This is a genomic window from Paradesulfitobacterium aromaticivorans (assembly GCF_054657415.1).
In genome coordinates, this window is record NZ_BAAHYT010000011.1 from 784841 (window position 1) to 811714 (window position 26874).

Here is a 26874-nt window from a genome sequence, read left to right on the forward strand (position 1 = left end):
GGGGCTGGCCTGATGCCGGAAGAGTTTTTGCGCTTAACTCTGCTTCTGACTACTATTTCATTGTTTATAGCCGTTTACGTCGGTGTCAGTCTATTTCTGCGCAGGGAGCCATCCCTGGAAGAGAAACTACGCAAGTTTACAGTTTGGAGAGCACCTGTTGCTGCTGGCCGTAGCACCAGAAGCTTAAAAGAACTGTTGAGCAAATTAGGGCGCTGGGCTCCGCGCAGCTGGACGGAACGGCTGGATAAAGAACTTATACGCGCGAGCATTCCCCTTAAAGGAGGGGAGTTTCTGGTCCTGGAAGGGTTCCTGGTGTTTGTAGGCCTGGGGCTAGGGCTGGTGGCAACCGCCAAAGTGTTGGTCGGGGTTGGAGGCGGTTTGATGGGAGTTATCTTACCGCGAATGTGGCTTCAGAGCGCGCAAAAACGGAAACGGAGAAGCTTTTCCAACCAGTTGGCCGACGCCTTGCTTATTTTGGCCAATTCTCTTAAAGCCGGGTTTAGCCTTTTGCAGGCAATGGAGATGGTAAGCCGGGAAATGTCCGATCCTATTGCTACGGAGTTTCAAATCACCTTAAGGGAAATGACTTATGGCACTCCGACCGAGGAGGCTTTGCTCCATTTGTCCGAACGGGTTGGGAGCGAGGATCTGGATCTGCTGGTAACCGCTATTTTGATCCAACGCCAAGTGGGCGGAAATTTGGCAGAGGTTCTCCTTAATATTCACGCTACGATCCAAGACCGGATTCGGATTCAGCAGGAGGTCAAAACCTTAACGGCCCAGGGGCGAACGTCAGGTTATATTATCGCGGGCCTGCCCTTTGTGATCGCTGGAATTTTGATGGTTATGAATCCCAGTTATCTTAAACTTCTGGTGACAGAGCCTCTTGGACTGGCAATGCTCGGAGGAGGCTTGGTATCGCAAATTATCGGCTTGATCGTAATCCGCAGGATTATTTCCATCGAAGTATAATATCGCTATAGGGATGAGAGGGGTTTTGCGTAATGCTTGAGCTGTTGGCGGCTTCAGGAGTATTTGGCACCGTGACTTTCTCCCTGTTGGCTGTACGGGAGGGCAGGAAAGAACAAAACTTGGCTCAGGAACGAATATTGTGTGCGCTCGGACGGATGGAAAACCCGCAGGAGGAAGTAATACCTTTAAGTGACAGAGTAGTACGGCCGCTCCTGCATAAGTTTGCCTCTAATTTAGCCCGTATTGCGCCTCAGGGTCAAAGAACCAAGACAGAATCAAACTTAAGCGCTGCCGGACTTTCAGGGCAATGGGAGAGTGTGGAGTGGCAAGGGCTGAGATATGCTTTGGGGGTTGCTTTTGCTTTAATGCTTTTGATAATTGCCGGGCTTGAGCATAAATCCCTGTTGTGGCGCTTTGAACTGGGAGCAGCCGGTTTTCTGCTTGGCTATTTATTTCCAGAGTCCTGGCTGAAAGCGAAAGCAAAAGAGCGCCGGAAAGCAATTGAAAACAGTCTGCCTGATGTGCTCGATCTTCTAACCGTGAGTGTGGAAGCAGGGCTCGGTTTTGATGCAGCCCTCCTGAAAGTAGTGGAGAAACAAAAAGGAGTGCTAGCTGAGGAATTTCTGCGGGTTCTCCAAGAAATAAAAATGGGCCGTCCCCGCCGCGAAGCTTTGCGCGATTTGAGCCGCCGCAATCAGGTTGAGGATTTGAGTAATGTGGTGGCTTCTTTAGTGCAAGCAGACCAGCTTGGAATTGCTGTAGGCGGGGTCTTACGCAACCAGGCTGCCCAAATCCGGCAGAAACACCGCCAGCGTGCCGAGGAAAAGGCGCAAAAAGCCCCGGTTAAAATGATGATTCCCCTAGTCTTTTTTGTCTTTCCCGGGATTTTCATCATAATTCTCGGCCCCGCAGTCATTCAGGTGTTGCAGATGTTCAGGAGCCAGTAGAATCGTGGTTAGATTCCTAGTGCCCGGGTCTCTGTGGGTTTTGCGGGTCGTTAGACAGCACGCTTATCACGCGTCTAGGGGGCAAAAATTTGTGTTAAAGAGAAAGCAGTTATTCTGGGTTCGAAATGAGCGCACCGGAGAACTGGTAGGGGTTAAAGTGTTAAGAGCTGATACTTTCTGGCTGCGCCTGCGGGGACTTCTGGGCAGGTCGAGGCTGGAAGAGGGAGAAGGGCTATGGTTGGCACCGTGTCGGCAGGTGCATATGCTTGGGATGAGATTTCCTCTGTCTGTGTGGTTTCTGGACCAAGATGGGGTAGTATGCGCAATCATCAATGAACTCAAACCCGGGCAGATATCCCCTCGTATCAAAACTGCTGTGGGAGTGATCGAGTTTGCCGCAGGCTGGGCTCAGGCCTGCGGAACTAGCGTGGGGGATAGGCTAACGTTAGCACCACAAAAATAGACTTCGACTTCATGCAGGCAAGGTATTATAATAGAGTCTATGAATTATTCGTTTGATAGTTTGAAAGGAATCTCTCTCCTTGATTTAACAAATATTTGGAATAAGTGCTGGCAGGGGTACACTTTCAATTGTACATATACGCCTGAGCAAATGAAAGTGTGGTTGGAATTAGGCCGGGTGGCATTGCCATCTTCTCTTGTTCTAAAGGTAGGGGGACAGGCGGTCGGGTTAGCACTTTTGGCTGTTGAGGGTACACAAGGATGGCTGGCCGGGACTGCTATTGCCCCGGAATTTCGTGGTCATGGCCTGTTCGCCCCTCTTCTAAGAAAAGAGCTGGAGGTGGCCAAGCATATGGGGTTTCAGCGCATTCAACTTGAAGTATTAGCTGGGAATTTCGCGCAGCGTGTTTATCTAGCGGCTGGATTTCGCTATCTAAGGCCGCTTTATTTTTATCGCCTGGGAGGCATGTTTCTTTTAGCGGAAAAAGGCTCAGTTCAAGGTTCTCTAAGGAAGGTTAGCTTAGAGGATTATTTTGTGGCCCGCACCAAGAGCAGTTTTATCCCATCCTGGCAACGGCGGGAAAGCTGTCTCAGGAGATATCCGGGTCTTGCTGCTTTCCTCGAAGATAAACAGCAAGGGGGGGGACTTATTGCGGGCAAAGTGCTGCTCGATGCCTGGAGTGTAAATGCCACAGGGGTGGCTGATCTGGCATCGTTCTTGTCACGGCTTGAGGGACAAATTTTGCGCAATCAGCCGCAGGATGCTCTGGCTAATTTTCTTAATACGATGGGTATCGAGCCCTTTGTAATCCAGCAGGAAATGGCCCTTGACCTCTAGCTCCATCTTGATCTGAATAAATACCTTGTAAGCTGGGGATGTTCCTAGCAGAAGGGAGAGATTCGATGGAGCTTTCTGTGTTAGGGCTCGCTTGCAGCCCGCGCCGCCATGGCAACACCACGATTCTTCTGCATCATGCGATGGAGCACGTGAAGGCTTTGGGGCATAAAGGAGAAACGGTTTTTGTGGCTGATCTGAATTTTTCTCAGTGCGAAGGGTGTGGAGCGTGTTCAGCCAAAGGAGTATGCAAGTTCAAAGATGATATTCAGGTGCTTTCTGAGCGCCTGCTCGCAGTTGATCGCCTGATTATCGCGGCTCCTATTTTTTTTATGGGAGTGAATGCGCAAACAAAGGCGATGGTTGACCGCATGCAACCCTTTTGGGCGAAGAAATACCTCCTGCAAGAGCCGATCATCGAAGACCCGACTCGCCTGCTGCGCCGTGGACTTTTTATATCCGCTGCCGGAACCAAAAGAGAAGATGTTTTCGCCTGTGCTGAGCACACTGTACGAACTTTGTTCAATATGCTCGAGATAAAATATGCCGGGGGCTGCCTATACAAAGGAGTAGATCAGGCAGGGGAGATTAAGGAGCATCCCACAGCTTTCGCTGAAGTGGAACAGGCTGTGGCAGAGTTGTTATCCTAATACGATGTAAGTGCTTGTTCTGCTTGCTAGACTGAATGTCAATTGTAATTGTGAACTGTGACTGTGAATGTGACTATAAACTGTGGGCTGCTAAGTGCTGAATGTATGTTGGCTTAGGATTCTCTGAGTGTGGTATAATGTTTCTGTGTCCCTCAGCTAAGATGCTGAGGGTTTTTCCAAATGTTGTGGGAAAGGAGAAATTAGATGATCGAAGAACAGTATCAGCTATGGTCCGAGAATCCCTATTTTGATGAGGATATAAGGAGGGAACTCCTGGAAATAAAAGATCCCAAAGAAATCGAGGATCGGTTTTATACCGACCTGGAGTTCGGTACCGGAGGGTTAAGAGGAATTCTGGCAGCCGGCAGAAACCGCATGAATAAATATGTGGTGCGCAAAGTGACGCAAGGATTAGCAGATTTTATATCCGAACACGGACCGCAGGGCAAAGAGAGAGGGGTCGTCATCGCTTACGATTCGCGCCGCTTGTCCCCGGAGTTTGCGTTAGAGGTTGCGCTGGTTCTAGCCCACAACGGAATTAAGGCGTATCTGTTTGAATCTTTGCGCCCGACTCCGGAATTATCTTTCGCCGTACGTTATTTACATACTTTAGCTGGGATTGTGATTACTGCCAGTCATAATCCCAAAGAGTATAACGGGTATAAGGTGTATTGGGAGGACGGGGGGCAAGTTCCCCCTGAACAGGCTGATCGCATTTTCGCCAAGATTAAGGAGCGGGAAGACTGGCTGGGGATCGAGCCGCTGCCAGAGGAAGAGGCGCGCAGGCAAGGGCTGCTGGTCATGATCGGGGAGGAAATAGACCGGACTTACTTAAAGAGAGTGCAAGCGTTGGCCATTCATCCTGAACTCAGTAAAAAAGCAGGAACTAAGCTCAAAATCGTTTATACTCCCCTGCACGGAGCAGGGAACCACTTGGTGCGGAAAGCGTTGGCTCAAGCTGGCTTTAGTTCTGTGTTCGTGGTACCGGAGCAGGAACAGCCTGATCCGGAGTTTACAACCGTTCCTTATCCGAATCCGGAGATTCCGTCTACCTTTGATTTGGCTCGCAGTTATGCGCTAGAGCAGAGCGCAGACCTTATCATTGCAACTGACCCGGATGCTGACAGGCTGGGGATTGCGGTGCGCGATGCTTCCGGGTCATATATCCAGTTGACCGGTAATCAGGCCGGAGTATTGCTGGAGCATTATATCCTTGGGCAGAAGCAGGCTTTAGGCACTTTGCCTGCTAAGGCAACCGTAATCAAAACGATTGCCTCGACTGATTTAGCAGATGAAGTCGCCCGTTCGTTCGATGTAAAAGTGGAGAATGTGCTCACAGGCTTTAAGTTTATCGCAGAAAAAGTGAACGAAATGGAAGATGAGGGCTGGGGTAAGTTCCAGTTCGGCTTTGAGGAGAGCTATGGGTACTTGGCCGGGAATTTTGTGCGCGATAAAGACGGAATTATTGCGGCTGTTCTCCTGGCGGAGGCTGCCCTTTACTATAAAATAAAGGGCGGACGCACGCTGATCGAAGTAATTGAAGAAATTTACCGTCAGTTCGGGTATTATATCGAGGATCAGAAGTCATTTACGCTTGAGGGCATAGAAGGTAAAACGGAAATGGCGAAGATCATGCACCATTTACGCACGACCGAGATTAGCGCAATAGGTGGGATTCCGGTTGAGCGGGTGGATGACTATGACCAGCGTTTCGGCAAAAGAATAACTAATGGGGAAGTATACGTTCTTACTCTGCCGCGATCGGATGTGCTACGCTTTTCGTTCCACGGCGGGGGTTTTGTGATGGCTCGACCTTCCGGCACTGAACCGAAAATTAAATTTTATTTCTCTATCAGAGGGGATAAGCAGGAAGGGTTAGCCGAAACTCTGCAGCAGGTGAAAGACGACATCCTAGGGCGGGTACAGGAAGTTTTAGCGACTTAGACTCTAAAAGTACAGAGTTCGATATTTCCAAGCGGATATGCGAACGTTCTTAAGAGAGCAGGGGGACTCGAGACAGTGCAAGAGGAAGAAAAGAGATGGTTCGCCGTTGTGAATCCAGCCTCAGCTAACGGACGTACGGGCGAAATGTGGCCGACTTTTCGGCAGAAGCTTAAGGCAGCAGGTTGGTCAGTAGATTATGCCCTGACTGCGGGGCCGCATGATGCTGCGTCCTTGACGAGAGCAGCGTTGGAGCGCGGGGAGCGTAAAATTATTGCTGTCGGCGGAGATGGTACATTAAATGAGGTGGTAAACGGCTTTTTCAACGATGGGAAACCTGTCAGAAAAGATGCGGAATTGGCCGTACTCACGCACGGCACGGGGAGTGACTTCATCCGTACTTTGGGGCTTGCGCGCGGGATTGACCCTTTTCTGGAAGTCTTGAGAAGTTCGCACACCATACGGGTGGATGTTGGCAAGGTTGAATATCAGGGCTACCAAGGAGAAGTAGTCTCACGGTATTTTCTCAATGTTGCGGATGTCGGTTTAGGTGCGGAGATCGCAGGGAGAGTAAATCGGACGAGCAAAGTCCTCGGCGGGAAAATTTCCTTTCTGCTGGCGAGCATTAGAGTTATCCTCGCTTACCGCAATAAGCTGATAAAGTGCAGTATCAATGGCGAAATCGTAGCTGAGGGCAAGCTTAACAGCGTGATGGTGGCGAACGGCCGTTATTTCGGAGGCGGGATGATGATAGCCCCTAATGCTGAGCTTGGAGACGGTGAGTTCGATATCGTGATCCTAGGGGGTTTTTCAACCATCGAATTGTTGCGGCATTTGCCTAAGATCTACCGCGGGGTGCATCTCCAAGTCCCTGGCGTCAAGCTCTATCGTGGACACAGGATAGTTGTCGAAAGCGAAGAGAAAGTTATGCTCGAAATTGACGGAGAGCAGCCCGGCATGGTGCCGGTCCAATTCTCGATCTTACCTCAGGCCTTACGACTTTGGAGGTAATTTTTTTGTTTCGAATAGTCAGTTAAGGTCAAATAACATCTGACCATTATTGACCTTTGCCTGAATAAGGAATATAATTACAAAAGAGGTTGTGTGCAAACACTATTTCAAGTAAGATTGCATCTAAAAAATTCTTTATTAAGGGAGGGGTGGATATGTCTTTTGATACCAACCGGTTTACGCAAAAGTCACAAGAAGCGATTGTTAACGCCCAGGGAATAACCGAGCGCAACGGCAATTCCCAGGTAGAGCCGGAGCATCTTTTATTAGCTCTCTTAGAGCAAGGGGACGGTGTAGTACCTCAAGTTTTAAGTAAAATGAACATCCCCGGCGGAGCACTGGTACAAAAGGTTAGACAGGAAGTCCAGCGCTTACCCCGCATCAGTGGGACAGGGCTGCAAATCGGAATATCCCCACGTCTGCGCACGGTTTTGGTGTCTGCTCATGATGAAATGTCCACTTTTGGGGATGAATATGTAAGCACAGAGCATCTCTTGCTCGCAATTTTGGAGAAGGCCGGGGGGACAGCGGCGCAAATCCTCACGCAAGCTGGAATTACCCGCGAACAGTTGCTCCTGGCTTTGAGGGAAGTGCGCGGAACCCAGCGCGTCACTGGCCAAAATCCGGAAAACACTTATAACGCCTTGGAACAGTACGGACGCAATTTGGTCGAACACGCTCGCCGCGGTAAGCTTGACCCTGTTATCGGCAGGGATGAGGAAATTAGGCGTGTGATTCAGATTTTGTCGCGTCGTACTAAGAACAACCCTGTACTCATAGGGGAACCGGGAGTAGGGAAAACTGCGATTGTGGAGGGTCTGGCTCAGCGAATTGTGCGCGGGGATGTGCCTCAAGCCGTTGAAAACAAGCAAGTCATTGCTCTCGACATGGGAGCTTTGATCGCGGGGGCGAAATACCGCGGGGAATTTGAGGAGCGCTTAAAGGCGGTTCTGAAGGAGATTCAGGAACGTGAAGATGTCATTCTGTTTATTGATGAGCTTCATACTGTGGTCGGAGCCGGAGCGGCTGAAGGAGCCATGGATGCTGGCAATATGCTTAAGCCTATGCTTGCGCGCGGGGAACTGCGTCTGGTTGGGGCTACTACCCTTGATGAATATAGGAAGTATATTGAAAAAGATTCCGCCCTTGAACGGCGTTTTCAGCCGGTGGTGGTTGGAGCTCCCAGTGTGAACGACACGATCTCTATCCTCAGAGGACTAAAAGAACGCTATGAGTCGCACCATGGGGTTAGGATCACGGATGGGGCTATTATTGCGGCAGCTATCCTGTCTGATCGCTATATCAGCGACCGCTTTCTGCCAGATAAGGCGATTGACCTTATTGACGAAGCGGCTGCCCGCATGCGCATGGAAATCACGAGCGATCCTTTTGAATTAGACCAGATTAAGCGGCGCACGATGCAGCTCGAAATCGAGCGCGAAGCTTTGAAAAAAGAAAAGGACGAAGCTAGTAAGGAACGTCTGGAAAAAATCGAAGGGGAACTGGTCGGGCTTAAAGACGAGCGGAATGCGTTGGAAACTCAGCTTAAGGCGGAGCGCGAGGTTCTGGCCAACATTCAGGTACTTAAGGAAGAAATTGACCGCACGCGCGTGCAAATGGAACAAGCTCAGCAGCAGCTTGACTATAATAAAGCTGCTGAATTTCAGTATGGGGTGTTGCCAAACTTAGAGAAAGAATTAGTGCGGGCGGAAGAACAACTGCAGAGTAAGAAAAACTCACTACTGAAGCAGGAAGTCGACGAGCAAGATGTCGCGGAAGTTGTGGCGAAGTGGACGAATGTGCCGGTAACTAAGCTTATGGAAAGTGAATTGGATAAGCTCGTGCATATGGAAGAGCGTATTCACGGGCGGGTAGTGGGCCAGGAAGAGGCGGTACGTGCGGTCGCTGATGCCGTTCGTAGAGCGCGGGCAGGCCTGCAGGATCCGAATCGTCCGTTGGGGTCATTTCTGTTCCTCGGCCCGACCGGGGTCGGAAAAACAGAACTGGCAAGGGCTTTGGCTGAGTTTCTCTTTGATGATGATCAGGCCTTAGTGCGCATAGATATGTCCGAATATATGGAGAAGCACACCGTAGCTCGCTTGCTCGGGGCTCCGCCCGGGTATGTCGGATATGAAGAAGGAGGGCAGCTCACAGAAGCGGTGCGCAGGCATCCGTACAGTGTGATACTTTTTGACGAAGTGGAAAAGGCGCACACCGATGTTTTTAATGTCCTCTTACAGCTCTTGGATGATGGGCGTTTGACGGATGGGCAAGGTCGGATGATTAATTTCAAAAACACAGTGGTTATTCTCACTAGCAATATTGCCAGCCCGGCGATTCAGGAATTGACGCATAGTGGAGCAGGCCAGAAAGCGGTGCGCTCACGGGTGCACGAAGAACTGCGCCATTACTTTAGGCCAGAATTCCTTAACCGTCTCGATGAAATCATTGTCTTTCATCCCCTGGGTCAAGAGCATATCGGGCGGATCGTGGACATCCAGCTCACTCTCTTGCGCCGACGCTTGGCAGAACGCAAGCTTTCCCTTGAACTGACTGAAGCTGCGCGTGTGCGCTTGGCACAGGAAGGGTATGATCCTGTCTACGGTGCCCGCCCTCTGAAACGGGTTATTCAGCAGCGCCTGCAAAACCCGCTGGCTCTGAAATTGCTGCAGGGGGAATTCAGGGAAGGAGAGCAGATCGTGGTGGATATCGGTCCTGACGGAGAGTATTCGTTCAGTAATCAGGAAGGCTAATTTCGTCCTCTAGTGATCAGCACCGGTATAACTGTTAATTTTGTCCGGCTCCAGATATAATAAGAGGAGCCGGTCTTTAGTTTTGAATTTTGATCCTTGAGAAACAGAGGTGGCATAGATGTATCAAAATTTGCGTCAGTTTCTGGCTAAATTGCGCCAGGAGGGAATGCTGGTAGAAATCGAGGCTGAAGTTGACCCCTACCTCGAACTCGCAGAAATCCACCGTCGCGTAATTGAGGATGAAGGGCCGACTCTCTTATTCACCAAGGTGAAAGGGAGCAGTTTCCCGGTTGTCACAAATTTGTTCGGGACGCGCCGCCGGGTGGATATGGCTGTCGGCCCCAAGCCGGAGCAGATCGTTAAACACGCGGTGGATTCTCTTAACAGGCTTGTCCCTCCCCGCCTGAAGACATTGTGGCAGGAAAGAGAGTGGCTCACAGCTTTAACTAAAACAGGGATGCGTTCAGTGAAGGAGGCACAGGCACCGGTGCTGGAAGTGCGGGAACCGGCTGTTGACCTCACTAAGCTTCCCGCTCTCACGAGCTGGCCGGAGGATGGAGGTTCTTTTATAACTTTGCCCCTTGTCTATACGGAGCATCCTACAACGGGTGAACATAATTTGGGGATGTACCGGATTCACATTCAGGAGGCGCACCAGACCGGGATTCACTGGCAGATACACAAAGGAGGGGGCTTTCACTATTATGAAGCTGAGCGTATGGGTCAGGATCTGCCCGTATCTCTCTATCTGGGGGGGCCACCTGCGTTAAACCTGGCTGCGATTGCCCCACTCCCGGAAATGCTCCCTGAGTTGATTTTCACCTCATTTTTAATGGGAGATAAGCTTGCCCGCGTCAAGACGGATCACTACCCACATCAGTTGATAGCAGAGGCGGAATTTGCCCTCTGCGGTACTGTGCCGGCCAAAGTCCGGCACCCGGAGGGGCCTTTCGGAGATCATTACGGGTATTATTCTCTTGAACATGACTTTCCAGTTTTTAAGGTAGATACTGTTTTTCGGCGCCGAGATGCGATTTATCCCGCGACCGTAGTCGGGAAACCGCGCCAGGAAGATTATTTCATCGGGGAATACCTGCAGGCGCTCCTGGCCCCTTTATTTCCAGTAGTAATGCCAGGGGTTAAGTCTTTGTGGACGTATGCGGAAACGGGATTTCACTCCCTGGCTGCTGCAGTGGTGCGCGAAAGTTATCACAGGGAAGCCCTCGCCCATGCCTGGCGCATTCTGGGCGAAGGACAGCTTACTCTTACTAAATTCTTGCTTGTAACGGATGTTCCGAGCGATTTCAGTAATTTCCGGTGCCTGCTCGAGAATATTCTGGAGCGTTTTGAACCGGAATCTGACTTGATTATTATTAACGAAACTTCAATGGACACTTTAGATTATACCGGACGCCGTCTTAATCACGGTAGCAAAGGAATAATGCTCGGTTTGGGCTCTCCCAAGAGAAAACTGCCCACAGAATACCGGGGCACCAACCTTCCTCATATTCGGGATGTGAAACCTTTCTGCGCCGGTTGTTTAGTGCTGGAGGCTACTTCATTCGGCGAGCAAGAACACCTGCCGCAGGTATTGCTTAACCTTGTTCAGGGAGAGGGACAGCTGGAATGGCCGCTTTATATCCTTGTCGATGACATTGACCGTGCCCTTGATCAGACCGGGTTCTTGTGGCAGGTGTTCACTCGTTTTGATCCTGCTCATGACATCTATGTTAAGACCGAGGTAAAGCAGAACCGCTTAGTTTATCACGGACCAGTGATCATCGATGCCCGCATGAAGCCGGGCTATCCCAAGGAGTTGGTACCTGATGACGAGACAGTTAAACTTGTAGACAGGCGCTGGAAAGAGTACGGACTTAAGAAACAATAATATAGTTTCGAAAACTTCGTCCATTGATTCATATAAGGAGTTCAGTGGGGAGGGAAAGCGGTGGAAGATTGGTCATACTTATGCGGGACTAAAGGGGATTTGGAAGCCGATATTATCCAAGGTTTCCTGCGCGAACAAGGAATTCCTACAATTAAACGCTATCAAGGTTTTGCGCAAATAATGAAAGTCTACAGCGGCAGTGGAGCGGTCGATATCTATGTACCGTCACCTGATACAGAGGTTGCAGCCCAACTGTTAACTGGGATCGACCTGGATTTAACGATGGAACAAAAAACTGAACCTGCTGGGGAGGAACTTTCTCCGGCAGCAGGTATAACGGCGGACGTAGATAATGGTTCAGGGGCAGGTTCATTATGGGCTATTATTATAGTAGTTTTGCTGGTTATCGTATTATTCTTGACTTTGCTCTTCAAGCAAGACTTCTTTTTTACTAAGTAACCCGGTAGCAGTCTTCATTAGTTCCATGGCTTGCTCAAGACGCTGCTCAAGTTCAGTTTTTAAGATGAGCAGTGTTTCTTTCTTTTGTTCAAGGTTTGTTAGTTCTTCCCGGTTGTTCGCAATCAAGGATTCAAGCTCTGCCGCTTTCCCTTCAGCCTCAGATTTGGCTTCATTGACAATGCTGTCAGCTTCCCTGTGCGCGGATTCCAGAAGTTCCTCAGCTTTGTGTTGTGCTTCTTCCTGAACTTGGTTGGCTATTTTTTGCGCGTTTAATAAGGCATCCCGCAATTCTTTCTCAATTTGTACATACGATTTCAGGCGACTCTCAAATTCCTGAGTTTGTTCGCGTAGGCTGTTGGCTTGCAGCCGGAGTTCCTTGTTCGCGGCGTTTAAGTCAGAGACTTGTTGTTGCATTTCTGCCCAAGCTTGATCGACACTTTCTGGGTCATACCCGCGTATGACACGCTTAAAATTAGGAAGTCTCATTTCCATCCTCCTCTGCTTGAACCTAAAAATAGTCTAACATGGTTGACGTCATTAGGGAAGATAATAGATGATAGACAATGAATAATTTGAGAAAAAACTGCACACCCTGAGAATGTAATTTTTAACAGAGCGTACCAAAGGGGGTTAGTTAATGCAGTACAATGAGACTGAGAAGAAGAAAATTCTAGATGAAGGCATGTTAACTCGCAGCATGGTCGAGACTGAAGTGGCATTAAAGAAGTGCCAGCTGTATAGTGAAATGGCCAGTGATCCATCTGTCAAATCATTTTTTAAAGATCAAGCCAAAGGTCTTGAGGATGCGGTTGATTTTATCCGCAAAGGATTAAGTGATCTTGACTAAAGGAAGGGGAGTATGAGCTTGAGCAATTTTAGCGATCTCGACATGTTATACGACTACGAAAAAGATGTGGCTGCAGCGGCAATGGGATACATGACCTTAGCCACCCGCGCTCACCACAATATACTCAGGGACAGGTACATCAGGTTAGCTAATGAAGCGACGAATGCTCATTCTAAAGTAAGCAAACTAATCAGCAAAATGGGTGGAATTGCGTAAAACTGAATGCATACAATGGTTAAGACTTAGGGTAAAAGGGCTGTCCAAAGCTAAGATTCTTTGGGCGGCCATTTTTTTCGAAGCTTTAACAAAAATTTCAACGTCGTCTTAGCTTTGAGTATGTTATAATGAAATAGGTTTAAAATTAATGGTTGGAGCGTCAAGTTAAGTCTTGGAATTATGAAGTTCTAGTAAGGGGGCGGAAAAAACTGGATCCTATTACACATGGTTTGATAGGAGTTGCTCTGAGCACGTTGTCCGGGCATTCTTTTAGTATTAATGATCCGGTTTTTTTAGGGGCTACTTTGGGTGCGATGATACCTGATTTAGATATAGTAGCCCACCTGAAAGGAAGATTAAACTATTTATTAAAGCACAGGGGGAAAAGCCATTCCCTACCGGCATTGGGTGTGATGTCGCTGGGCTTAAGCGGGGTTCTTTATGCCTTTTATCCCGAAACTTCCTGGAACACTATCTTTTTTTGGACTCTGGCAGGAACGCTCTCACACGGTCTGATTGATATTCTTAATTCGTTCGGGGCTCAGCTACTCTGGCCTTTCTCCAAAAAGAAGTTTACAGTTGATATGATTACCCTTAGTGATCCTATTATTTTTCTGCTCTTCCTGATCGCGGCACTTTTCAGTTACTCTCAGCTCGCTATTAAGGCTTCGGCGTCAGCTTTTGTGTTAAGTGCACTTTATCTTCTTTATAAAGAACTTGGACGGCAAGAGACTAAAAACATTGTTATGAGCATGTATAAACTTCATGATAAGAATGAAGTGAAGATCCTTCCGGCACTCTATAAGCCGTTTAGCTGGAATTTCCTTATTGTGCAGGAACACCTGGTGCGTTTTGGCACGATTCGTGGGCAGCAGCCACAGATTCAGCGGGTTTTACCGCACTGGGACCAGGATGACCCTTATATTGCCGCAGCCATGGACGGCGCTTTGGCAGAAGTCTTTGACCAATTCACGCCTTATTATCATGTTGTATCAGAACATGAAGAAGAACGTACTGTCAATTTTATGGACCTTCGTTATTGGGGTAAAGATGATTTTCTTTATACGGGGCAAGTTCTCATGAATGAGGAGGGAGAAATTGCTCAGGAAACTTTCTACCTGTTCCCGAACCGGGACGGTATTTTACTCGGTTATTAATCCGGCATCTAAGAATTGAATGATTAAAAAGCTGTTATTAAGCCCATCAGTCTTAATAACAGCTTTTTATTCCCCTTAAAAATTAAACTTTACAAGCTTTAAGCCATCACCCATAATTGTAAAAGAAGAGGTGGAGGTGAAAGCGTGACTAAAAGTAAGCGACAGTTTTTGTGGTTAAGGACAATAAGTATAGCGTTGGCTTTAGTTGGCGTGTTTGGATTGCTGGGAGCTTTTCAGATAACCAAATTAGGCAGCAGTATGTTTTCTTTTTTTGAATTAGTGATGCGCAATTTTGCCTGGGCAGCTCCTTTTTTAGCTTTGGTCTTGTCCTTTTTCCTCTGGCCTTCCCCGGGAAGTGTGCGGGCAAGCTCTGGTAAAAAAGGTAGCTTTGGCTCCATAACCGGTTCTGCCAAAAAGAGAGCAGGTTCGTCAAAGAGCCAAAGGTATACTGGAATAGAGGAAAAGAAAATTCCCATTCCCGGCGGCAAGCTGGTCACGTTAAAGGGATTTGAGAAATATTTCTCTTCTCCGGACTGGCCTGAGCTTAAGGGAGAGGGTTCGGTCCAAGAAAGCATGTCTGAACTGGGACGTGATTTTCCTTCGTATTTTGGGGAAGGGCAAAAACCTATACCTAAGTTATCTCCCAAGCTTACAGCCTTGCATGGAATGAAGGACTATTTTTCGACGGTAGACCTGGAGGTCATAGAGGAATCTCAAGATGCAGGCATACATAATCAAATACATAATGAGGAAAGCTTAGGTGCTCGCGAAACTGCCTCCACCCAATACGCGGCGGAATATTTACCTAGCATAGACTTAAGTGAGAATCAATTAGCGAGTGAGCGTTTAATATTAAACGATATAGCTCGTCCGGATTTAGAGACGGCTAGTACTTTAAGCATCAAGGACTTTGGTGTGATGGACTTAGGTGTCAAGGACTTAGGAATTAAGGGTTTGGGTGCCGAGGATTTAGGCGTAGCCGGTCAGGTAGCGGAACTGGTGCAGAAAATTCAGAACGTGAATCCAAACCCTAATACGCGCAAGTGGCAGCTCCCGGGGCCAGAGCTGATGGAACCATCTTCTCCGGTTATGAGAGATAGTGTTCTTGACAACAGTCCGCACCAACTGGAAGGATTGCTGCAAGATTTCGGCATTAAGGCGAAGGTAATCAGGGTGCACAGGGGACCGGTTATCACCCGGTATGAGTTAGCCCCTGCTCCTGGGGTTAAGGTAAGCAGAATTGTCAATTTAGCTGATGACATTGCCCTCTCTCTGGCAGCAAGGGATGTGCGCATTGAGGCCCCGATTCCGGGAAAATCCGCGATTGGCATCGAAGTGCCTAATAAAGAGCCCCAGGTCGTGGGTTTCCGGGAAGTACTAGAAACGGAGTTTTTCCAAGAGAATTCCTCACACCTTAAGATAGCTTTAGGCAAAGACATTGGCGGGCAGCCGGTTGTAGGAGACTTGGGCAAAATGCCGCACTTGCTGGTAGCGGGCGCGACTGGGGCTGGGAAAAGTGTGTGTATCAGCGCTATTGTTAATTCAATTCTCTACAACTCCACTCCCGCTCAGGTGAAGTTTCTCCTAATCGATCCCAAAGTGGTGGAATTGAGTCTTTATAATGGAATTCCGCACCTCGTGGCCCCGGTCGTCACCGACCCAAAGCGGGCTGCTGCTGCTCTAAAATGGCTCGTTAAAGAAATGGAAACCCGCTACGAATTATTTGCTCAGACTGGGGTTCGGGATATTGAGCGCTACAACCGTCTGCAGGAGGGCGGACAGGATACTCCGGCGTTGCCGTTGATTGTAGTAATTATCGATGAACTGGCTGACCTGATGCTGGTGGCAGGGGAAGTGGAAGAAACTATTTGCCGCCTGGCGCAAATGGCACGCGCGGCCGGTATTCATCTCGTGCTTGCGACCCAGCGCCCGTCTGTAGATGTGATTACGGGTTTAATTAAGGCTAATATTCCGAGCCGGATTGCCTTTGCTGTCAGTTCGCAGATTGACTCGCGCACTATTCTGGACAGTGCCGGCGCCGAAAAACTTTTGGGCCGAGGGGATATGCTGTTTTCGCCGCAAGGGTTAAACAAGCCGTTACGGGTTCAAGGATGCTTGGTCAAGGATGAAGAGGTACAGAGGATTATCAAGTACTGGCGGGATCAGGGCAAACCGGAGTATCTCGCTGTTGAGTCTACCTTTAATGAGAGTGTGGCCCGCGCCGGGGACACGGGGGAGGATGATTTGTTCGGGGAAGCCGGACGCCTAATTATTGGCACAGGGATGGCTTCAGTCTCTTTTTTGCAGAGAAGGCTTAAAGTCGGGTATGCACGCGCAGCCCGCTTAATGGATATGCTTGAAGAGCAGGGGGTTGTAGGAGGGTACGAAGGGAGCAAACCACGCCAAGTTCTGATTAGCATAGAAGAATTCGAAGAACGCTTTGGGTAAATACAGGAGCTGCAGCAGGCAGCTTCTTTTTTTTGGTGCGCCCTTATCGTAACACGGGGCCTTATCGGTCAAGAGGGCTGTAAAGACGGGTTTAGAATATACTTACGCATGAAGCGGACAGAAATGGTTATAATTCATAAAGGTGACAAATCCTAGAATCAAATTGGAGAGATCCTATGAGTTTAAGTTTAACGCTAGAGGATAGGCCTTTACGCGACATTATCCTTAACCGCGATGATCTGTTGCAGCATGCCTTGGAAATAGCCCGCTTTCATGTCCATACCGGCAAAGGAAAACTGAGCAAATCATTACTCCCGCGGATGCGCGCGAACATGCGCTTTCTCCAGGAAGCTCATGCGGAAATTACAGACTATGTTGAGCGCACCCGGGAAATGGTACCTGCTGCGGAATGGTTCCTTGATAATTACTATATCATTAAGGATCTCAGACAGGAAATTCTGCGTTCCCTGCCCCGCCGCTATGAAAAAGAATTGCCGCCCCTGGCTGCTGGGATATACCAAGGGTTTCCACGGGTATATGCCCTGATGATCGAACTGATTGAGCATACAGACAGCCAATTAAAAAGAGAAGTATTGAAGGATTTTATAAACAGCTACCAGTCGGAGATACCCTTATCCAGCGGGGAATTATGGGCTCTTCCCATAATGTTGCGTATTGTTCTGATAGAGAATATACGACGGCTTGTTGAACAAATACTTTATACGCAAAACGAGCGGGAAGCAGCTGATAAATGGCTGAATCCTTTTTTTAATATTGAGCGAGATGGGGAGCAATGGGAGGAAATTTTAGCAAAATCGGAACCAAAGCATGAGATTTCTTCCGCTTATGCCGAAAGGCTGGCCCGTTGCCTGCGGGAGTGGGGAGTTGACGGGCTGCCGCTTTGGCGCTGGTTAGACAAAACTGCCGGCAAAGAGGATACTTCCATCGAAGAACTTGCAAAGCTTGAGCGCCAGCGCCAGGCTATGTGCCAAGTTTCGATGGGGTATGCTATTACTTCCTTGCGTTTTTTGGCAGAGGAAAACTGGCCCCGTTTATTTGAAGAAGTGAGTCCGGTGCAAGAGATCCTGGAACAAGACCCAAGCGGTGTTTATGGGCAAATGGATTTTGACTCCCGCGATGGCTACCGGCATGAAATAGAAAAACTGGCACGGCGCTTTGGAATATCTGAATTAAAGGTGGCCAGGGAAATTGTGGAGAGGGCGCGGAGAGCTGCAGACGCTGGAGATGATGGAGCAGCAGCCCATGTAGGATACAGTGTGATTGGCCGAGGCCGCCCCCTCTTGGAACGGGATCTGGAGCAAGAGTGGGGGAGTATTCACCGTTTCTGGTGCCAGGTAAGACGTTGGGTTCGTAATCATCCTGAGACAGCGTATTTCGGGGGGATAGTCTTTATAATGCTGATTTTAGGCTATCCTTTCCTAAACTATGCTCTGAAGCATGGGACTCCCGCCACTGTACTCTTAGCAGTGCTGGCGGTGATTATCCCCTTAAGTTCGTTAGCCATACCTTTAGTTAACTGGGTTGTGTCCCAACTTCTAAACCCTGCTTTTTTCCCGAAACTTGAGCTAGGGCAGGGAATAGGTGCAGAGTTGCGTACAATCGTAGCTGTTCCCACTCTCCTGCCAAGTGTCTCGCGCGTGCAGGAACTATTAGACCAATTGCAAGTGCATTTTCTGGCCAACCAAGACCCTCATTTACATTTTGCTCTTCTGGGGGATTTTACGGATGCTCCGGCTAAGGAGATTCCGGAAGATCAGGATATTTTACAAGCAGCCATAGACGGGATTAAAGCCTTAAACAAAAAGTATGGGCAAGACCGTTTCTTCTTCTTGCACAGGGAAAGGCAATGGAACCCTGCGGAAGGAGTATGGATGGGGTGGGAAAGAAAGAGAGGGAAGCTGCTCGAATTTAACAAACTGCTTCAGCACGAAGAGTCAACCAGTTATCACGTTAAAATTGGAGATCTTGCTGTTCTTCCGCACATCCGCTATGTAATTACGCTTGACAGTGACACCCAGCTCCCACGCGGAAGTGCGCGCAAACTAATCGGCACAATCGCTCATCCTTTACATAAACCGCGTTTGAGCGAGGACAATACCCGAGTGGTCGAGGGCTATGCGATCCTGCAGCCGCGCATCGGCGTCTCGATTCCGAGTGCAGGAGCATCTTTCTTTGCCCGTGTGTTTGCCGGCAAAGGAGGAGTTGACCCTTACACTACGGCAGTGTCAGACGTTTATCAAGATCTTTTCCGAGAAGGGAGTTTCACTGGCAAAGGGATTTATGATGCTACCGTCTTTCAGCAAGTTACGGGCGCAGCTTTTCCGGAAAATACTATTCTGAGCCATGATCTGATTGAGGGGATTTATGCCAGGACTGCATTAGTAACGGATGTTGAGCTGGTGGACGGGTACCCTGCCAAATTTCATGCTTATATGCGAAGATTACATCGTTGGGTAAGAGGGGATTGGCAGATCTTGCCTTGGTTGTTCAAGCCCCTACCGGTAATTGCACGTTGGAAGATCTTCGACAATCTGCGCCGCAGCATCGAAGCTCCGGCCCATATACTCCTGATTATGCTGGCGTTTACAGTGCTCCCAGGGAATGCTTGGGTTTGGGTAGGATTAGTCCTGTTAAACTTATTCTGGTCGGCCCTGCTGCATGTGCTGAGCATGATTTTTACCCGGGGTGAAATGAAAAATGAGCTAAAGGAAATCCTAATTCAAGGCTTGTTGCTCCTGGTATTTTTGCCATATCTGGCTTATACGGAATTGGATGCGGTTATACGCAGCCTCTCGCGCCATTACTTTACTCACCGCAAGCTGTTGGAGTGGGAGACGGCGGCAGCAACTGACCGCCGCCTTAATTTAAGCTTAAAAACTTCCTGGCGTTTAATGTGGCCGGCCCTAGCGGGAGTTTTGGTCTATTTTGTGCTTACCCTTAGTTTTAAAGCGGCCCAAGCCTGGCAATTCATGCCACTGGCTGTTTTGTGGGCTAGCTCTCCATGGGTAGCTTACCGCATCAGTTTGCCGATATTAGAAGAGCAGGTAACCCTTGCACCTGATGAGGGGCTGCGTTTGCGCCGATATGCGCGCAAGATTTGGGCGTTCTTTGCTGACTATGTCAATGAGCAAGAGAATTGGCTCCCTCCTGACAATGTCCAACTCAACCCGCCCAATGGGGTAGCCCACAGAACTTCCCCTACCAACATTGGACTGGCTCTACTTGCTAACTTGGCAGCGAGGGATCTGGGCTATATCTCTGTAAGCCAAATGTATGTGCGTCTTGACAATACCCTAAGCGTATTGGAAAGGCTGGAGCGCTGGCAGGGACATTTTTATAATTGGTATGATACTCTAAAGCTAACTCCGCTCGTCCCTCACTATGTTTCTACGGTAGACAGCGGCAATTTGGTTGTTTACGTTATAACCCTGAAAAACGGGCTTGAAGAAAGTTTAAGCAAACCCCTGCTCACTTTGGATTTGGTGCGCGGTTTAGAGGATAGTTATACTTTACTTAAGGAACACTTGGAGCAAGATCAAGGGGAAGCTGCCACTGTCCTTAGTTCAAAGCTCAGGCCTTTTGCCCAAGCCCTGGAGGAGATTATTTCTCTTGAACGCCTTGAACCCTTGTCCTGGTATGGACTGCTGCAAAAATGGCCAGCAACTGTCCCGGATCAAGTAGGGCGGGAAGTGTTGTATTGGCTCAACCAGTTAGAGAGCATGGTTTCAGCGTTTCGCCTCGAAATGCAAGAACTCTATCCTTGGCTTGTACATGAGCAGGAAACTCTGCCACCGGACGTAAATCAAGAGCTAAGCCTACTCGAATTAGAAGTTAAGTATAGGTCTTTGTCAGGAGTTGAGAGCGGCAATATTAAACTTGGACTTAAGAAGGTAGAGAGCCTGCTGGCGCAGGCACGCAGCCTGCAGCAGCGTCTCAATACTCTGGCACAAGATACTGACTTTACTCCCCTGTTCGATAAAGAGCGGCAACTATTTTCTATTGGCTACCGCATCACGGATGGCGCTTTAGATAGGTCTTATTATGATCTTCTGGCTTCAGAAGCGCGCCAGGCAAGTTTTATTGCCATTGCCAAAGGGGAAATTCCGCAAAGCCACTGGTTTCGCTTGGGACGTTCGATGACGCGCGTGCACGCGCAAAGGACGTTGGTGTCATGGAGCGGGACGATGTTTGAATTTCTAATGCCACTGCTGGTGATGCGCAATTTTGAGGGAACTTTATTGGACGAAACCTATGCGTCCGTGGTTGAAGTCCAACGCCATTATGCCAGTGAAAGACAGGTTCCATGGGGAATTTCCGAATCAGGTTTTTATGCTTTTGATGCTCACTTGAATTATCAATATAAAGCGTTTGGGGTTCCGGGGCTTGGACTTAAAAGGGGTTTGAAAGAAGATTTGGTCATTGCGCCCTATGCAAGCTTCTTGGCCTTGCTGGTTTCTTCCGGAGAGGCTTTGCACAACCTTCAGAGTATGGAAAGTAAAGGTTTTGGCGGACGTTACGGATTATATGAAGCAATCGACTATACCCATGAACGGGTTCCGGTGGAGCGCCAGTACCGGATTGTCCAAAGCTACATGGCTCACCATCAGGGTATGAGCTTGCTGGCACTTACGAATGTCTTAACAGGGAACAACATGCAAAGACGCTTCCATTCAGAAGCAATGGTCCAAGCTACAGAACTGATTTTACAAGAGAGGCTTCCCGCTAAGAACATTTTCTCTGTTACGGAGGAGCGGAGTTCCTATGTGGCTAAAAAACAGCCTGCTCCACTCGACGGAAAGAACCATCTCACTCTTACTGGGAGCGAAACCGCAATCCCGGTAACGCATTTTCTATCCAATGGGAAGTATGCAGTCATGCTAACAAATGCTGGTTCAGGTTACAGCCGCTGGAAAGACATTGCTATTTCGCGTTGGCGCTCCGATGTGACTAGGGATAACTGGGGTATGTATTTTTATATCCAGAACTTAAACTCGGGAGCTGTCTGGTCGGCGACCAAGCAACCACTTGGGGAAGAAGGGGACGAGTATAAGATTACCTATGCTCCGGACAGGGTCGAGTTTTTCCGTAAGGACGGAAACATCGCTACCCGGATGGAGATTGTGGTCTCACCCGAAGACCAGGTGGAAATCCGCCGCCTGTGCTTGACCAACCATAGTGGTCATGACCGGATTTTAGAAATAACAAGCTATTTCGAAGTGGTCTTGGCAGGGATGAACGAGGATTTAGCCCATCCGGCTTTTGGCAACTTGTTTATTCAAACAGAATTTTCCCATCAGGCTTTGCTTGCTTCGCGCCGTCCGCGCCGTGAAGACGAGACGCGGCTGTGGCTTATGCATACTGTTGCAACTGAAGGCGAGAATATTGGGGCTCTCCAGTATGAAACAGACAGGGCGCGTTTTCTTGGGCGGGGACGAAATCTGGGGGGTCCATTGGCTTTGGAGCCCAATCATCCTCTGACTAACACGGACGGAGCAGTCCTTGATCCGATCATGAGTTTGAGGCAGCGCGTACGCATTAAGCCCGGCCAGACCGTGAAAGTGTCTTTTTCAGTTGGGGTTGGAGAGTCGCGCGCCGAAGTGATCACGCTCGCGGAAAGATACCGGGATGCCGCTGCAGTCAACCGCGCCTTTGAATTGACCTGGACTCACAGCCAGATGGAGCTTAGGCATTTGAATCTCAGCCCGGCTATGGCTAATCTGGCTTCGAATGTTGCAGGGCAACTCCTCTATTTAAGCCCGGCCCGAAGTGAAATTGGAGAGTATTTAATTCAAAATCAAAAGGGGCAGTCCGCACTCTGGCCTTACGCAATTTCAGGAGACCTACCGGTTATTTTGGCTGTAATCCAGGAAAGTGAGCATTTATCACTGGTGCGCCAGCTCTTAACTTTGCATGAGTATTGGAGAATGAAAGGGCTGAAAACTGATTTAGTTATTGTGAACGAAGACCCCAGCGGCTATGTTGAATCTCTCAATGATTCCCTGCGTGACCTTGTTCTCTCCGGGCACGCTCATTTGAGCAGCCCTGGCGGGGTCTTCCTCTTAAAGAAAGACAATCTCCCTGCGGAGGATTTCACTCTTTTATATACTGTTGCCCGCCTTATTTTCTCAGGAGAGGAAGGATCAGCCGCGCTTCAACTGCGCCGCAAAGGGAAAATTCCTTTCCAGTCAGTCCAAGAAAACGCTCACGCCCAATCTGCCATGGGTCATAAAACCAAGATTGATACATCCAAAATTAATATCTCCAAGTCAGATATGACCGGGACAGATATGACCAAGGAGGTTCTGATTGAGGCGGATACCTTTCGGAGCATAGACGGTACTGAGATGGCAAACAATAGCATCTGGGAACAAGCACAGGGAGAGTTGCTGTTTGCTAACGGTTACGGGTCTTTCTCGGCTGATGGCAGAGAATATGTCATTGAACTGCAAGAGGGAAAGCACACCCCATTACCGTGGCTTAATGTCATCGCTAATCCGCAGTTCGGCTTTCAGGTGTCAGAATCAGGTTCAGGGTATACCTGGGCTCTTAATAGCCGAGAGAATAAGCTTACTCCCTGGTCCAATGACCCCGTCTTGGATGCCCCGGGAGAAGCAATATTTGTGCGGGATGAAGAGAGCGGCTCTTTCTGGTCGCCTACTCCTGCTCCGGTGCGGAGCCGGGAAAAGTATAAAGTGCGGCACGGACAAGGATACTCTGTATTTGAGCATGTGAGCCATGGACTCCAGCAAGAACTCTCGCTCTTTGTGCCTATGGATGCACCGGTAAAAATTGCCCGCCTTAAACTGCATAATTCCGGGAGCACAGAGCGCACATACTCTGCATATTATTATGCGGAATGGGTGCTGGGGGTGGCGCGCGAGCTGACCGCCCCGTATATAATTACGGAATATGATGAAGAAATGGGGACGATCTTTGCCCGCAACAGTTATCAGGAGGAATTTGCCGGGCGTACGTCCTTCTTAGCGACATCCGGTGCCAAAGTACGTTCTTATACCGGGAATCGGACAGAATTTATCGGGCGCAACCGCAGTTTGGCCAATCCCAAGGGATTGGCTGTGCCTAAACTTGCACTCGCCGTGGGTGCAGGCTTGGATCCATGTGCGGCTTTACAGGTTGAATTGGCTCTCAAGCCGGGGGAAGAACAGATTGTTTATTTTCTCCTGGGAGAAAGTGAAAACCAAGCACGAGCCAAGGAGATTATCAGGTTATATCAAGAACCGCACAGAGTGGAATCCGCATTCAAGTGCGTGTGCGAATTCTGGGACAGCGTCTTAAACACAGTTCAAGTAGAGACCCCGGATCAGTCGATGAACTTACTCCTAAACCGCTGGCTGCTGTACCAAACCTTAGTCTGCCGTCTCTGGGCCCGGTCCGCTTTCTATCAAGCAGGAGGAGCGTATGGCTTCAGGGATCAGCTTCAGGATGTCATGGCCTTGGTCATCAGCCGGCCTGATTTGACGCGCGCCCAGATTGTCCAACATGCCGGGCGTCAATTTCGTGAAGGGGATGTCCAGCACTGGTGGCATCCGGAACGGGGGAAAGGGATACGGACTAAATTCTCAGATGATCTGCTCTGGCTCCCGTTTGTGACTGCAGATTACCTTGAACATACCGGGGATTATACTTTGTTGGATGAAGAAGTACCGTTTTTGGAACAGGAACCATTGGGAGAAGAGGAAGATGAACGCTATGCTATTCCCAGGGTTGCTGCGGAATCAGGCACAATCTATGAGCACTGTGTACGGGCGATTGAACGTAGTCTGCGTTTAGGAGAGCATGGGTTGCCCTTAATCGGCACAGGGGACTGGAATGACGGCTTTAGCGCGGTAGGACGCAAAGGGAATGGGGAAAGCGTGTGGCTCGCTTGGTTTTTGGTAATTGTCTTAAATAGGTTTGCTTCTGTGTGTGAAGCCCGGCAGGACAGGGAACTGGCTGAAAGCTATCGTGACACGGCCCGCGAACTGGTGCAGAATATTGAACGTCATGGCTGGGACGGAGGGTGGTACAGGAGAGCGTATTTTGATGATGGCACTCCTATGGGTTCTGCGAATAATGAAGAATGTCAGATTGATGCCATTGCACAGTCCTGGGCAGCCCTCTCCGGTCAGGCTAAACCAAGCCGCGTCACTGACGCCATGCTTGCACTTGAACACTACTTGCTCAAAAAAGAGGACGGAATTCTCCTGCTCCTTACCCCTCCGTTTGATTGTTCGCAGCCTGATCCAGGGTATATCAAGGGGTATGTTCCCGGAGTGAGAGAAAACGGGGGTCAGTATACTCATGGGGCAATCTGGGCTATTCTAGCGTTCACGCAGATGGGAGAAGGGGAGAAAGCTTATGATCTTTTCCGCATGCTGAACCCTATTAACCATTCCCGCACGGAAAGTGAGGCAGGACGCTATAAAACAGAGCCCTATGTAATGGCCGCTGATGTGTATGCAATTCATCCTCATGTGGGCCGTGGAGGGTGGAGTTGGTACACCGGAGCCGCTGGTTGGATGTACACGGCAGGTCTGGAAGGAATTTTGGGCTTTAAGCTTATAGGAGATAAGCTCACTTTCGAACCGTGTCTGCCACGGCACTGGCAGGGATACCATTTAACTTACCATTATAAAACGGCAGTGTATAAGATTGAAGTGGAAAATCCGGACGGGAAGATGACTGGAGTTAGAAAGATGGTTGCGGACGACAAGGAAATTGACAGCACTTTCCTAAGCTTAATCGATGATGGGCGCGAGCACTTGGTTAAATTCATTATGTAGTTTGCTTACGGGCATATCCCCGGCGGTTGAGCGAGATAATGGCGGCCACCAGGGCCATGCCCGCAGCAGCTAACAAAACGGTATGGTAGGCTGACATAAAGGCGGCTGTCTGCTCGGAAAAGGTCGGATAAGGCTGAGCACTAAGAGCAGCGGTCTGCCTGTTTTCAAAGAGAGTTACAGAAAAGGCGATTCCGATCACCATACCAACATTTCTCACTAAAGCGTTTATCCCTCCGGCTACTCCTAATTTGCTGGGGGGGACTGAACTCATCACACTGCTGTTATTCGGAGAGTTAAACAAGCCCGCTCCCAGGCCCATTAACACAGGTCCGGGTATAACTTGAAGAGCAGTGGAGTACGCAGTGACTGTTGAAAGGTAATAAAGTCCTGATGCGGATAAGATGAGTCCGCCGGTCGTTAAAGCGACTGGGCCGATACGGTCTGAGACATAACCGCTCACAGGCGCAACCACTGCCATTACTAAAGGGAAAGAAGTCATTATCAGTCCGACTTTGGTTGGCGCGAAATTGAGAATGTGCTGGAGGTAAAAGGGCATTAGCATGGTATTGGAAAAGGAAGAGATAAAAGATAAAAGTCCGGACAGGTTTCCAATCAAAAAGGGCCTAATGTGAAACAGGGATAAATCTATGATTGGGTAAGGAACACGGCGTTCAGCCCGGAAAAAGAGGGTAAGCAGCACCACTCCCCCTGCGAGTCCGACAATGATCGGAAAGCTGCTCCAGCCCCAATCCTGACCATTATTGAGGGCAAACAAGAGGCTGATCATGCCCAGGGTAAAAAGGGTTGCCCCTTGAAAATCGAAACTTTCTTGCCCGTGCTTGACTTTATCTGCAGGTAGAATGACTTGTCCAACTAAGTAGCCAAAGATTCCGATCGGAATATTGACAAAGAAGATGGCCTGCCAATCTGCCATTCCCACTAAAATACCGCCGATACCCGGCCCAGCCAAACTTCCCAAAGCCACTACCGTTCCGACCAAGCCCAAAGCCCGTCCGCGCTCCTGGGGAGGAAAAGTGGAAGTAATAATTGCCGGTCCGTTAGCCATGATCATGGCAGCGCCCAGCGCCTGAATGATTCGCATTACCACTAAAAACCAGATATCATTGGAAAATCCGCAGAGCGCAGATCCCAATGTAAAAACCAAAAATCCTGTCAGGTAGACACGTTTGCGGCCAAGTAAGTCTGCTAAGCGTCCAAAAATAGGGAGTAAGCTTGAAATGGCGAGGAGATAAGCGGTAACCACCCATTGTAAAGTTGAGAGGTCAACATTTAGCTGGGAAGACATTGTTGGCAAAGCCACATTGACAATACTGCTGTCGAGGGTTGCCATAAATGTGCCGATAGAAACGTTGGCTAAAATAAACCAACGATAAGAGGCGGAATTTCTAACATGTTTTGTTAAGTTCATACTACCACCTTTTCTAACCTTCAAAATAACCAAGCACATACTCTAATTTAACATA

Annotated in this window: 17 protein-coding genes; 15 read left to right on the forward strand and 2 right to left on the reverse strand. The window is 49.0% G+C overall.

Annotated features, from left to right (window positions below):
* Positions 1-12 precede the first annotated feature (12 nt).
* The 10 genes from ACYQ2N_RS20605 (at position 13) to ACYQ2N_RS20650 (ending at position 11918) form a co-directional block, all read left to right on the forward strand.
* Positions 13-972: a type II secretion system F family protein gene (locus ACYQ2N_RS20605; RefSeq protein WP_460001302.1), complete on the forward strand. Its 960-nt coding sequence runs from the start codon at positions 13-15 to the stop codon at positions 970-972.
* Positions 973-1004: 32 nt separating this feature from the next.
* Complete coding sequence (locus ACYQ2N_RS20610) at positions 1005-1919, forward strand: type II secretion system F family protein (RefSeq protein WP_460001303.1); 915 nt, start codon at positions 1005-1007, stop codon at positions 1917-1919.
* A gap of 91 nt (positions 1920-2010) precedes the next feature.
* Positions 2011-2382 (forward strand): DUF192 domain-containing protein, encoded by a 372-nt coding sequence (locus ACYQ2N_RS20615; protein WP_460001304.1) that lies wholly within the window; start codon positions 2011-2013, stop codon positions 2380-2382.
* Positions 2383-2421: 39 nt separating this feature from the next.
* Positions 2422-3219 (forward strand): GNAT family N-acetyltransferase, encoded by a 798-nt coding sequence (locus tag ACYQ2N_RS20620; protein ID WP_460001305.1) that lies wholly within the window; start codon positions 2422-2424, stop codon positions 3217-3219.
* Positions 3220-3284: 65 nt separating this feature from the next.
* Positions 3285-3866, forward strand: a complete 582-nt coding sequence (locus tag ACYQ2N_RS20625; RefSeq protein ID WP_460001307.1) for a flavodoxin family protein — start codon at positions 3285-3287, stop codon at positions 3864-3866.
* A gap of 204 nt (positions 3867-4070) precedes the next feature.
* Positions 4071-5810 carry a phospho-sugar mutase gene (locus ACYQ2N_RS20630; protein WP_460001309.1) on the forward strand — a complete coding sequence of 580 codons (1740 nt, stop codon included), beginning with the start codon at positions 4071-4073 and terminating at the stop codon, positions 5808-5810.
* 75 nt (positions 5811-5885) lie between these two features.
* Positions 5886-6818: a diacylglycerol/lipid kinase family protein gene (locus ACYQ2N_RS20635; protein WP_460001310.1), complete on the forward strand. Its 933-nt coding sequence runs from the start codon at positions 5886-5888 to the stop codon at positions 6816-6818.
* Positions 6819-6973: 155 nt separating this feature from the next.
* Complete coding sequence (clpB, locus tag ACYQ2N_RS20640) at positions 6974-9571, forward strand: ATP-dependent chaperone ClpB (protein ID WP_460001311.1); 2598 nt, start codon at positions 6974-6976, stop codon at positions 9569-9571.
* A gap of 118 nt (positions 9572-9689) precedes the next feature.
* Positions 9690-11459, forward strand: a complete 1770-nt coding sequence (locus ACYQ2N_RS20645; RefSeq protein WP_460001312.1) for a UbiD family decarboxylase — start codon at positions 9690-9692, stop codon at positions 11457-11459.
* 60 nt (positions 11460-11519) lie between these two features.
* Positions 11520-11918 carry a putative signal transducing protein gene (locus ACYQ2N_RS20650; RefSeq protein ID WP_460001313.1) on the forward strand — a complete coding sequence of 133 codons (399 nt, stop codon included), beginning with the start codon at positions 11520-11522 and terminating at the stop codon, positions 11916-11918.
* Here ACYQ2N_RS20650 and ACYQ2N_RS20655 read toward each other — a convergent pair.
* The gene (locus ACYQ2N_RS20655) at positions 11871-12404 is read right to left on the reverse strand and encodes a DivIVA domain-containing protein (protein WP_460001314.1); all 534 of its coding nucleotides are present in this window, start codon (positions 12402-12404) and stop codon (positions 11871-11873) included. The two genes, ACYQ2N_RS20650 and ACYQ2N_RS20655, sit on opposite strands and share 48 nt — an antisense overlap.
* 151 nt (positions 12405-12555) lie before the next feature.
* Between ACYQ2N_RS20655 and ACYQ2N_RS20660 the strand changes: the two genes are divergently transcribed.
* From ACYQ2N_RS20660 to ACYQ2N_RS20680, 5 genes are all read left to right on the forward strand, one after another.
* Positions 12556-12765 (forward strand): hypothetical protein, encoded by a 210-nt coding sequence (locus ACYQ2N_RS20660; RefSeq protein ID WP_460001315.1) that lies wholly within the window; start codon positions 12556-12558, stop codon positions 12763-12765.
* A gap of 18 nt (positions 12766-12783) precedes the next feature.
* Positions 12784-12981, forward strand: coding sequence for a spore coat protein (locus ACYQ2N_RS20665; RefSeq protein WP_460001768.1), 198 nt, complete (start codon positions 12784-12786; stop codon positions 12979-12981).
* Positions 12982-13133: 152 nt separating this feature from the next.
* Positions 13134-14138 carry a metal-dependent hydrolase gene (locus tag ACYQ2N_RS20670; protein ID WP_460001316.1) on the forward strand — a complete coding sequence of 335 codons (1005 nt, stop codon included), beginning with the start codon at positions 13134-13136 and terminating at the stop codon, positions 14136-14138.
* Positions 14139-14282: 144 nt separating this feature from the next.
* The gene (locus ACYQ2N_RS20675) at positions 14283-16586 is read left to right on the forward strand and encodes a DNA translocase FtsK (RefSeq protein ID WP_460001317.1); all 2304 of its coding nucleotides are present in this window, start codon (positions 14283-14285) and stop codon (positions 16584-16586) included.
* 176 nt (positions 16587-16762) lie between these two features.
* On the forward strand, positions 16763-25390 hold the full coding sequence (locus ACYQ2N_RS20680) for a GH36-type glycosyl hydrolase domain-containing protein (RefSeq protein WP_460001318.1): 8628 nt from the start codon (positions 16763-16765) through the stop codon (positions 25388-25390).
* On the opposite strand, the gene ACYQ2N_RS20685 is transcribed toward ACYQ2N_RS20680, so the two are convergent.
* Positions 25383-26819, reverse strand: coding sequence for an MFS transporter (locus ACYQ2N_RS20685; RefSeq protein ID WP_460001319.1), 1437 nt, complete (start codon positions 26817-26819; stop codon positions 25383-25385). The two genes, ACYQ2N_RS20680 and ACYQ2N_RS20685, sit on opposite strands and share 8 nt — an antisense overlap.
* Between the last annotated feature and the right edge of the window lie 55 nt (positions 26820-26874).

What these genes read in the sequence shown, in the direction of transcription:
- ACYQ2N_RS20605 (WP_460001302.1), top strand. Translation starts at nt 13, where the DNA reads ATGCCGGAAGAGTTTTTGCGCTTAACTCTGCTTCTGACTACTATTTCA.
- ACYQ2N_RS20610 (WP_460001303.1), top strand. Translation starts at nt 1,005, where the DNA reads ATGCTTGAGCTGTTGGCGGCTTCAGGAGTATTTGGCACCGTGACTTTC.
- ACYQ2N_RS20620 (WP_460001305.1), top strand. Translation starts at nt 2,422, where the DNA reads ATGAATTATTCGTTTGATAGTTTGAAAGGAATCTCTCTCCTTGATTTA.
- ACYQ2N_RS20625 (WP_460001307.1), top strand. Translation starts at nt 3,285, where the DNA reads ATGGAGCTTTCTGTGTTAGGGCTCGCTTGCAGCCCGCGCCGCCATGGC.
- ACYQ2N_RS20630 (WP_460001309.1), top strand. Translation starts at nt 4,071, where the DNA reads ATGATCGAAGAACAGTATCAGCTATGGTCCGAGAATCCCTATTTTGAT.
- clpB (WP_460001311.1), top strand. Translation starts at nt 6,974, where the DNA reads ATGTCTTTTGATACCAACCGGTTTACGCAAAAGTCACAAGAAGCGATT.
- ACYQ2N_RS20645 (WP_460001312.1), top strand. Translation starts at nt 9,690, where the DNA reads ATGTATCAAAATTTGCGTCAGTTTCTGGCTAAATTGCGCCAGGAGGGA.
- ACYQ2N_RS20655 (WP_460001314.1), bottom strand. Translation starts at nt 12,404, where the DNA reads ATGAGACTTCCTAATTTTAAGCGTGTCATACGCGGGTATGACCCAGAA.
- ACYQ2N_RS20660 (WP_460001315.1), top strand. Translation starts at nt 12,556, where the DNA reads ATGCAGTACAATGAGACTGAGAAGAAGAAAATTCTAGATGAAGGCATG.
- ACYQ2N_RS20680 (WP_460001318.1), top strand. Translation starts at nt 16,763, where the DNA reads ATGAGTTTAAGTTTAACGCTAGAGGATAGGCCTTTACGCGACATTATC.
- ACYQ2N_RS20685 (WP_460001319.1), bottom strand. Translation starts at nt 26,819, where the DNA reads ATGAACTTAACAAAACATGTTAGAAATTCCGCCTCTTATCGTTGGTTT.